Consider the following 8,859-nt stretch of genomic DNA (forward strand, 5'->3'; position numbering starts at 1 on the left):
CGCACATCGAAGATCGAAGAATGGTCGATCGGACCGCGCATGGCGTCGGCGACGATGAGCGAGCGCACCTCGGCAAGATCTGCGTTAAAAATTTTAAGCGAAGCAAAGCCCGCTAAAATTTCGGCTTCTTTTAGGCGCTGCGATTCATGGGGCTGCGAACGTTCGGTCTGAGAAACGCTCGCTTCTTGCGAATATTCGCTCCGCCAAATTTGCTCTTTGCCCGTTTGTGCGCAGCCCGCCTCGGATACGACTTGCGCTTCGCTTTGCGGCGTAGCTAGTTGCGGCGCAAAATTATCCGCGGCATTTTCGGCGGAATTTTCAGAAGTAATTTCGGCAAAATTTGCGGCGGAGCTTTGGATTAAATTTAAATCCGAGCCGTGCGCTAAATTTAAATCGGAATTCCTGGCTAAATTTAAGTCGGAATTTTCTTTAGAATCGAAACTCAAATTTTCCTTGGAATCAAAACTCGTATCCGCCTTAGAATCGCAGCCGAACGCCAGCACGTATGAGCGGATATTGGCAGCTATCTCATCGCTTTCAAGCGGCAAGATCACGCCGTTTTGAACCTCCTCTTTTACGAGCTCCTGCATACGCGAAATGTCGCAAAGGCGCGCCTTTTTTAGCCGTATCATCTAAAATTTTCCCTAATCTTTGCGCGATCTTGGCGGCGCATTTTATATCCGCTGAATTTAATTATTTTGAAATTCTGCGCCGCTAAATTTAACGTATTTAAATTTAGAAATTTCATAATCCAAACGCCCCTCGCACGATGATTTCGCGCGCTTTTTGCAGCCCGCTACCTTTCAGCGTAGAGACCAAAATCGCCTGCGGATCGTGCCTCAAAAGCTTTGCGCGCTCGCTTTGGTTGAGCTTGTCGGCTTTGGTGTAGAGCCTCACGACCTTTTGATCGCAGCGCAGAAAACTAGCGAGATAGTTTTGTAAATTTTTATCTATAGCAAGATCGAATTGTCTCGCGTCGATGAGATGGACGAAAAGCTTGATATTTAGGCGTTCTTTGATAAATTCGTCGAGATTTTTTTGCCAGATATAATGCAGTTTTTTAGAAACCTTAGCGTATCCAAACCCCGGCAGATCCACGAAGATCAAAGAGATATTTTCACCCAAGCTAGCAAGATCCGAAAAGGCGGGGTTGCCCGCTAAATTTAGCGCGGATCCGTCGCTCAAATTTAATTCTAAGCTTTGCGCTAGATTTGGCGTCAAACCCGCCGCAAGATCTGTCTCGCGATCCGATCTAAAATCCGCCGAGGCGCTTTTTAAATTTAAAACTAAATCTTGCTTTAAATTTCGCTCAGACGCCGCAGCGTCCGCGCGCTCTTGCGCGCAATTTGCAGCCGAGCTTAAAGCCTCTTTGCTTGCTAAATCTAGCGATGTTTCATTTTGCGAGCCGTCCGAGTCTGCGGCAAGCTTTTGTTTAAATTTAACTTCAAAAAAATTTATCAGCTGCGTTTTTCCGGGAGTCGAGCTTGATTTGGCTAGGTTTTTGCGCCCGGTAAGCGCGTTTATCAGGCTGCTTTTGCCGACGTTGGAACGCCCCAAAAACGCCACTTCGCTCATCGCAAACTCGGGCGCGCCCGTGATATTTGCGGCGGAGGTGATAAACTGCGCGCTGCTAGGATAGATCATTTGTTTTGATCTTCGACCTGAAAGATCAGGCGCACGGGCTTTTTCTCGCCGCCGCCGCTTTTTACTTCGTAGGTACCCTTTTGGCGATTTACGATGATCTTATCGCCGTAAACCTCCTTTTTGGTCTCGGCCTCGTGCAGATAGGCGTTGTTTTCGAGCGTATAAGCCTCGATAGTCGGATCATAGGTCAGCACGCCGCCTCTGCCGTCGTAATGCTTTTGGTTGAGTAAAATTTTAAAATTTGCGTTTCCCGTCGCGACGTATTTGGTAGGCTGGCGCTTGGCGTCGAAATAGATCGTCACTTTATCGGAATTTAGCGTATCGTAAGCGCCCTTTTTGATATGGACGTTGCCCGTTAAAATACTGATTTGCTTAATTTCGTCGGCGAAAAAATTATCCGCCGTGACCTCGACCTGCTCCTGTGCGGCGCTGAGAGCTGACGCGCTAAAGCCCGTAATTAGCGCGCCTGCGAGTATTAGTTTGTGGAGTTTTGATCTTTTATTAAATACCATGCGTGGATTCCTTTTGAGTTTGTTTGTTTGGTCTTGGTGTCGTAGCTTATGCTTGCGCCCGTGACGCGGTCGCCGCCTTGGCGCAGCACGTACGGCACGTCGGAGCGGACGATCTTGCTGCTCGTATCATAGATGATCTCCTGCGCCGTGTAATCAAAGCCTCTGCTATTTACGTAATGCGCGTCGCCGTTAAATTTTATCAGCTCGCCTGCGCGCGTCGCGGTCTTTGAAACCAAAGTGTGATTCAGATCCGCGCTAATCTCCTCGGCTTTAAAATTTATAAACTCGTCGCGATCCTTATAGCGAGTGCCGCCGTCCGCGGTAAATTTAGCATCCACGCGCTCGCCGATCTGATAATCGACGATCTTTTTCATCTCCATATTCGCAATGCTTAGATCCTGCCTAAACATATCGCTAAAATATGGCGTCTGCACGCTTAGAAAGACCATCGCGACGCAAAAGATCGCAATCGCGACGTAGAAAATTTTTATCACCATCGCTCGGCCCCTTTTGATCTGCGCGAAATTTTGCCCATCGCGCGCGCTTGCGAAACTACAGCCATTTGCTATTCCACTCTTCGCGCATGCCGTTTTTATCGACGAGTATTTCGATCATCTCGCGCACCGCGCCGCAGCCGCCGTTTTTGCTTAGCGCGACGTCCGCTTTTAGCGAGCTTAGCGCATCGGCGGGCTTGAAGCTGATCGCGACCGCATTTAAAAGCTTCGCGTCGTTTATATCATCGCCGATCGCGGCGGCCTCATCGAAGCTTAGGTTAAAATTTTTTAAAATTTGCTCCGCCCTTGAGAGCTTGTCTTTTTCGCCTTGAAAGAGCGTATCGATCTTCAGCTCGCGCGCGCGGTTTGCGACGATTTGCGAGCTTTTGCCGGTGATGATCGCGACCTTTAGCCCCAGCCGCTGCCACTCCTGGATGCCAAACCCGTCTTTTACGTTAAATTTTTTCATCTCTTCGCCGCCGTTTGAATGGTACAGCCCGCCGTCGCTAAGACAGCCGTCTACGTCTAAAAATATGATCTTTATCACTTCGTTTTCCGTTTTTTGAAATTTTGTGATTTTAACGAAATTTGGCTGAATTTTTGGCAAACGCCGTATAAATTTAAGCCGCGATTTTAGCCCTTAATCGGCACGTAGCCGCTATTTTCGATGATGCTTTGCCCCTGCGGCGAAAGGATCCAATCTATCAAGATGCGGATATTTTCGTTTTTGTTGTTTTCATCGTAAACCGCGTAAATTTCGGCTACGAGCGGGTATTTGCGGCTAGAGATATTTTCTTTATTCGGATACGCGCCGTTTAGGCTAAGCATCTTCACGCCGCCGTTTTGCACGATCCCCTCGACGTAATAGCGAAACGAAAAGCCGATTGCACTACCGAAAAAGCCCGTGATCTTGCGCTTAGGCTGCGTCTTACTCATAAATTTCAAAAACGCGCTCTGGCTGCCGCTGCCCGCGTTTCGCTGCACGGCATCTATTCGCATGCGCTCGCCGCCGAGCTGCGACCAGTCGCTATATTGCCCCGAATAAATTCCTCGCACCTGATCCAAGCTTAAGCTTGAAACTTTGTTATTCGCATTTACGATAAAGACGAACGCCTCCAGCCCGATCGGCACAAAGCGCAAGCGCACGCCCTTTTCCTGCGCATAATCAAGCTGCTGCTTTGAAGGGGCGGCGACAAAGATCAGATCCGCCTCGCCGTCGCTTATGGCCTTGTATGCGCCGCGGGTATTGCTAAATTTAAGCCTGCTAGCACTCGTGAAATTTTGCCCGTCAAACTCCACGCTTTCCTTCGGATAGCTCGCCGCGACGAACGCCGAAAATACGGGATACAAAGCCGCCGCTCCGTCGATTATCGGCAGATCGCCGCTAAGTTTTAAGCCGGAGCTGGCGCGCACGATCTGCGAACCCTCATCAAACGGCAGAAATTTATGCAGCTCGATCGATTTAGCCTGCATCGTGACGCTGCTTTGATTTATGTATCGCTTCACGACGAGGCGGTAAAACGTAAAATCGAAAGCCGTCAAGATAAACACCAGCAAAATGGCGATAATTGTGCGCTTCATCTTAGTTTCCGTTTGCGATATAGGAGATGATCGAGCATTTGCTCTGCAGATACAGCGCCGCTGCGGTTAGTGCGCAAACGCTGATCGCCCAAGCCGTCAATATTACGGCGATCGTTTTTTGAAAAATTTCATCGCTCATTTTGTGCCTCACATATGCGCAAGCGCGCTATTAAGCAGCCATAAAAAGCCTATTAAGGCAGCCGAAAAGATTATGAACAAAAACGCGCAGAGGATCAGAAGATTTCTAATCTTTCTGCGGCGCTCGGGCGCGCTTTTAGCAGATTTAATAAATTTTACCAAATACACGATGAGGAAAATAAACGAAATTATCGGCAGCGCGATCAAAACCGAGATCGAGATAAATAGATCCGGCAGCCACTCAAAAAATACCAGCGGAGTAAGGGTGCACAAAAACGCAATCGTCGAAATGATTAGAAATTTTCTATCTCTTTTATGGCGCTCCGGATCGTCTTTTGATCTGATAAATTTAATCAAACACACGATAAGCCAAACAAAGCAGATCAAAAACAGTACATTTAAAATCTCCATAAACGATTCCAGGTTATTCATCTTTTACCTTTAAATTTTAATATGCAAAGCGACATTTTAGCGCTCTGGCGGTACGAAATTTCATATAGCATAGTTCGTGGTTTTCGCGGCGGACGCAAATGCACCGCCAGCGTAAGCGATCTTAATAAAGCGGCGCGCTTTGCCAGAGCAATGGCGAAATTTTGCAAATTTCAAGCAGCGGCGAGAGTAAAATTTCAAACGCCGATAAAATTTCAAAACCGCGAATTGCTAATGTTGCTAAATTTGGCGCGCATTTGTCGCTATAAAACGCCCTTCGTGCTAGGCACGCCGGCGCGCTCGTTGATACTTATCGCGCGACGAAATGCGACGGCGAACGCCTTAAACGCGGCTTCCGCCACGTGGTGCAGATTTTCGCCGCGGATCTGGCATAGATGCAGCGTTAAATTTGCGTTGAAAGCCAGAGCGCGGAAAAATTCCTCCACGAGCTCGGCGTCGAATTCGCCGATCTTACCGCGTTTCAGGCTCGGGCAATCAAATGCCAAAAACGCGCGGTTGGAAAAATCAAGCGCGGCGCTTACGGCGGCTTCGTCCATCACGACGATGCTATCGCCGAAGCGCTCGATATTTTGCGCGGGATAGATCGCCTCTTTGATCGCGCTTCCGAGCACTATGCCGCAGTCTTCGACGCTGTGGTGAAAATCGACCTGCAAATCGCCCTCACAGCGTAGGTTCAGATTGATCCACGCGTGCTTGGCAAACGCGCTAAGCATATGATCGAAAAAACCGATGCCAGTTTGTATCTGCGCTGCGCCGCACCCGTAAAGCTCCAGCTCAAGCTCGATTTTAGTCTCTTTCGTAGCCCTATTTTTGCTTATCATCGCGCAATCCTTAAAACTAAATTTTGTTTGAAATCTATCTAAATTTCACTAAATTTCGGTTAAAATTTCGGCCAGCTTTTCGGAATTTACGCTGCCGATCTGGCGCAGGTTCGCAATCTCGGCGCCCTCTTTGAAAAATAGAATCGTAGGCGGGCCGAATACGTTGAAATGCGCTTTTATCGCCCTATTTTGCTCGCTATCTTCGCTAAGATCGATCTTTAAAAGGCTAAATTTATCAAGAGCGCCCGCAAGAGCGGGATCTGCGAACGCTCGCTCGCTCTGCTCGCAATTTTTGCACCAGCTAGCCCAAAAATCCACTATCACGGGCTTTTTGGAATTTTCTATTTCGCCCTGCAGTTGCGCCAGATCGCGCATAAATGAAAAATGCGCGCCGCTTAAATTTTTAGCGCGAGAAATTTCGCCCGCTTGCAAGCTCTCGCCGCCGGGGCCGCCGCTGGAATATCTCGTGCTTTGCGGGATTAGATTACCAAGCGGCCTGGAAAAATCTTTCGCGCCGCTGGCAAAGCCCGCGAGTAGCAGCGCCGAATATAGCGCGATTACGAGAGCCAAAGCGCGCTTGATCCCGCCTGCGCCGCCGTCAAATAGCCCCAAAAATCCTGCGAAAATCGCGCCCAAAACCGAATAAATCAGCAGGCTTAAATTTTCGCCGATGAGCGTGCGCGAAATCCACACCGCCGTAAAAAGCAACAAAAAGCCGAAAATTTTAGGCACCGCCTCCATCCAAGCTCCGGGTCTAGGCAGTGCGCCGCCGAGCCCTACCACAAGCAATAGCGCGCCGCTTCCGAGCCCCAGTGCAAAAAGAGCCGCCGCGCCCAGCAGAACGTCGCCGCTGCCCGCGATGTAAACGAGCGCGCCTGCAAGCGGAGCGGAGATGCACGGCGATACGACGAGCGCCGAGATAAGCCCCATCGAAAAAACTCCGATCAGGCCGCCAGCATTTTCGCTTTTGCTATTTAAGAAGCTTTGAAAGCGCGCAGGCAAGCGGATCTCGTAAAATCCAAACATAGAAAACGCGAGCGCGGCGAATATGAGCGAGGTTAGGATCAGCGCGGGCGGAGTTTGCAGCAGGCCCTGTAAATTTTGCCCAAAAACCGCTACGAAAGCCCCTAAAATCGCATACGAGCTCGCCATCCCGAAAATATACGCGAGGCTTACGGCGAGGCTTTTTTTCGCGCTCGGCTTCGAGGAGGTTTTTGCCACTATGATCGACGAGAGGATCGGGATGAGCGGATAGACGCAAGGACTTAGCGAGAGCAGCACGCCATAGCCGAAAAACAGCGCGATCGCCGCGATGAAGCTCTTGCCGCTAAGAACGTTTAAAATTTTATCCTGTTCGGAGATGGGATTTGCGCCGCGAAAAGTTTTTTGCGCGGAGGTTTCGTTGGAATTTACCGCAGCGCTTTCCGCCGAGCTTGCCGCGAAATTTCCCGTCGCGTGCGAGCTTGCCATGGAATCTGTCTCTGCGCCCGCTGCTGTAGTATTGCTTTTAAAATTTACAGCCCCGCTCTGCGCGCTGTCTGCGGCAGAAATCTGCGCGGAATTTCCGCCGCTTCGGTATCTTTTCAGCTCGGAGTTTGAAATTTTGCTGATCTGATAGCCCTCCACCACGCGCTTGAAGCTAAAGCCGAACTGCTGCGGCTGGTAGCAAAAGCCCGATTTCGTGCAGCCCAGGAAATCACCGCTAAGCACGAAATCATCGCTGTCTGCGGCATTTGCAAGCACGAGGCCCAAAGGCACGGCGATGCTAAATTTGCCCTCGTAAATTTTATAATCCTTGTATTCGGTCGCGGCGGGCAGATTTATTAAATTCGTCACCTCCGCGCCGCCAATGAAAATTTTTATCTCGTTTTGATAGAGATAGACCCCGTCCGCGATATCAAAGCTTAACGTTACGCCATCGCTTTGCGCCGCCACGTTAAGCTTGAACGCATCGGAGGGTTTCAGGGGCTCGGCGCCCAAGCCTAAAAGAAGAAACGCTGCCAAAATAAGTGATCTGATCAAATTTTATCCTTTGAAATTTTTTCCTACATTCTAACGTAATAAGTATGAATTTATAGTGTAATCTAAAGAACTTTTTTGTAAAATTCCTTAAAATTTTTAGGAGGCGATATGAGCAAAGAGATCAAAACCGAAACAGGCGAAATAGCGCTGAAAGAGATAGAATTTAAAAGCTCAAAGTACGAAAAAATCTCGTTCAAAGACTACGAAACGCTGCTTGAGAGATACCAGATCGAGCTTTTGAAGCTGCAAAAATTCGTAAAAGAGAAGGGGCTAAAAATTTTGATTTTGATGGAGGGGCGCGATGCGGCGGGCAAAGGCGGCACGATCAAGCGCTTAACCGAGCATCTAAACCCGCGCGGATGCCGCATCGTGGCGCTCGAAAAGCCGAGCAACGTCGAAAAGACGCAGTGGTACTTCCAGCGCTATGTCGCGCACCTACCCAGCGGCGGCGAGATCACGATCTTTGACCGCAGCTGGTACAACCGCGCGATGGTCGAGCCGGTGATGGGCTTTTGCACCCACGCCGAGCATAAAGATTTCCTGCGCCAAGTGCCTAAATTTGAGGAGCTTTTGGTAAGTGCGGGGATAATTTTGTTTAAATTTTACTTTTCAGTCTCCAAAGAGGAGCAAAAAAGGCGCTTTGAATCGCGCCGTACCGATCCGCTGAAGCAATATAAACTCTCGCCGGTGGATGCGAGATCGCAGGAGCTGTGGAATCAATACACGCTCGCAAAATACTCGATGCTGCTCGCTTCAAATACCGAGTTTGCGCCGTGGACGATCCTAGATAGCAACGACAAAAAGATCGCGCGGCTAAACGCCTTCCGCTGCATACTCTCGCGCATAGACTATCCCGAAAAGATCGATGCGAAGGAGCTTGCAGTGGATCCAAACCTCGTGCGAAACGGCACCAGGGAGATAGTGCTAATGGAGGATAGCCAAAAAAGCGAGGCTTGGCGCAAGCTGGAAAGCCCCTCTCGCAAGAACAAGAAGGATAAGAAAAAGGGCTAAATCTTGCCAATGAAGATTACTTGCTAAGAATTGCTAGGGAAACTTTACTTGCCAGGAATTGCCTCATTAGGAATTTATTTCCTAATATATAGAAATGCATTAAATTCTATGATTGTGCACCTCAAGATTCTTTGAAATTCTATCTAATGGGATGGAATTCTACACAACGCCACGGGCTACGTGATG

Annotated in this window: 9 protein-coding genes and 3 pseudogenes; 1 reads left to right on the forward strand and 11 read right to left on the reverse strand. The window is 49.1% G+C overall.

What is annotated here, in order from left to right; all coding sequences use genetic code 11:
* The 11 genes and pseudogenes from Q0095_RS03450 to dsbD form a co-directional block, all read right to left on the reverse strand.
* Positions 1-632, reverse strand: a pseudogene (locus tag Q0095_RS03450) (hypothetical protein); the annotation flags it as partial.
* A 112-nt stretch (positions 633-744) separates the two neighbouring features.
* Positions 745-1,119, reverse strand: a pseudogene (locus Q0095_RS10240) (YihA family ribosome biogenesis GTP-binding protein); the annotation flags it as partial.
* A 282-nt stretch (positions 1,120-1,401) separates the two neighbouring features.
* Positions 1,402-1,644: pseudogene (locus Q0095_RS10245) on the reverse strand (GTPase); the annotation flags it as partial.
* On the reverse strand, positions 1,641-2,156 hold the full coding sequence (gene lptA, locus Q0095_RS03460) for a lipopolysaccharide transport periplasmic protein LptA (protein ID WP_297881377.1): 516 nt from the start codon (positions 2,154-2,156) through the stop codon (positions 1,641-1,643). The pseudogene Q0095_RS10245 and the gene lptA, both read right to left, overlap by 4 nt.
* Entirely contained in the window at positions 2,120-2,653 is a 534-nt protein-coding gene (lptC, locus tag Q0095_RS03465; protein WP_297881379.1) for an LPS export ABC transporter periplasmic protein LptC, read from the reverse strand. Before lptC ends, lptA begins: the two co-directional genes overlap by 37 nt.
* A gap of 55 nt (positions 2,654-2,708) precedes the next feature.
* A complete protein-coding gene (locus tag Q0095_RS03470) occupies positions 2,709-3,197 on the reverse strand; it encodes an HAD-IIIA family hydrolase (RefSeq protein ID WP_177389116.1) in 489 nt (162 codons plus the stop codon).
* Positions 3,198-3,283: 86 nt separating this feature from the next.
* Entirely contained in the window at positions 3,284-4,231 is a 948-nt protein-coding gene (locus Q0095_RS03475; RefSeq protein WP_297881382.1) for a substrate-binding domain-containing protein, read from the reverse strand.
* Between the two features lies 1 nt (position 4,232).
* Complete coding sequence (locus Q0095_RS03480; protein WP_297881384.1) at positions 4,233-4,370, reverse strand: hypothetical protein; 138 nt, start codon at positions 4,368-4,370, stop codon at positions 4,233-4,235.
* An 8-nt stretch (positions 4,371-4,378) separates the two neighbouring features.
* Positions 4,379-4,801 carry a hypothetical protein gene (locus tag Q0095_RS03485; protein ID WP_297881386.1) on the reverse strand — a complete coding sequence of 141 codons (423 nt, stop codon included), beginning with the start codon at positions 4,799-4,801 and terminating at the stop codon, positions 4,379-4,381.
* Between the two features lie 260 nt (positions 4,802-5,061).
* Entirely contained in the window at positions 5,062-5,640 is a 579-nt protein-coding gene (gene hisB, locus Q0095_RS03490; protein WP_297881388.1) for an imidazoleglycerol-phosphate dehydratase HisB, read from the reverse strand.
* A gap of 48 nt (positions 5,641-5,688) precedes the next feature.
* Positions 5,689-7,662, reverse strand: a complete 1,974-nt coding sequence (gene dsbD, locus Q0095_RS03495) for a protein-disulfide reductase DsbD (protein ID WP_297881390.1) — start codon at positions 7,660-7,662, stop codon at positions 5,689-5,691.
* Between the two features lie 108 nt (positions 7,663-7,770).
* Here dsbD and ppk2 point away from each other — a divergent pair, with 108 nt between their 5' ends.
* Positions 7,771-8,673, forward strand: a complete 903-nt coding sequence (gene ppk2, locus Q0095_RS03500) for a polyphosphate kinase 2 (protein WP_297881392.1) — start codon at positions 7,771-7,773, stop codon at positions 8,671-8,673.
* Positions 8,674-8,859 lie beyond the last annotated feature (186 nt).

The organism is uncultured Campylobacter sp., assembly GCF_938045535.1.
Lineage (GTDB): Bacteria > Campylobacterota > Campylobacteria > Campylobacterales > Campylobacteraceae > Campylobacter_B.

What these genes read in the sequence shown, in the direction of transcription:
- ppk2 (WP_297881392.1), top strand. Translation starts at nt 7,771, where the DNA reads ATGAGCAAAGAGATCAAAACCGAAACAGGCGAAATAGCGCTGAAAGAG.
- Q0095_RS03475 (WP_297881382.1), bottom strand. Translation starts at nt 4,231, where the DNA reads ATGAAGCGCACAATTATCGCCATTTTGCTGGTGTTTATCTTGACGGCT.
- lptA (WP_297881377.1), bottom strand. Translation starts at nt 2,156, where the DNA reads ATGGTATTTAATAAAAGATCAAAACTCCACAAACTAATACTCGCAGGC.
- Q0095_RS03480 (WP_297881384.1), bottom strand. Translation starts at nt 4,370, where the DNA reads ATGAGCGATGAAATTTTTCAAAAAACGATCGCCGTAATATTGACGGCT.
- hisB (WP_297881388.1), bottom strand. Translation starts at nt 5,640, where the DNA reads ATGATAAGCAAAAATAGGGCTACGAAAGAGACTAAAATCGAGCTTGAG.
- Q0095_RS03485 (WP_297881386.1), bottom strand. Translation starts at nt 4,801, where the DNA reads ATGAATAACCTGGAATCGTTTATGGAGATTTTAAATGTACTGTTTTTG.
- lptC (WP_297881379.1), bottom strand. Translation starts at nt 2,653, where the DNA reads ATGGTGATAAAAATTTTCTACGTCGCGATTGCGATCTTTTGCGTCGCG.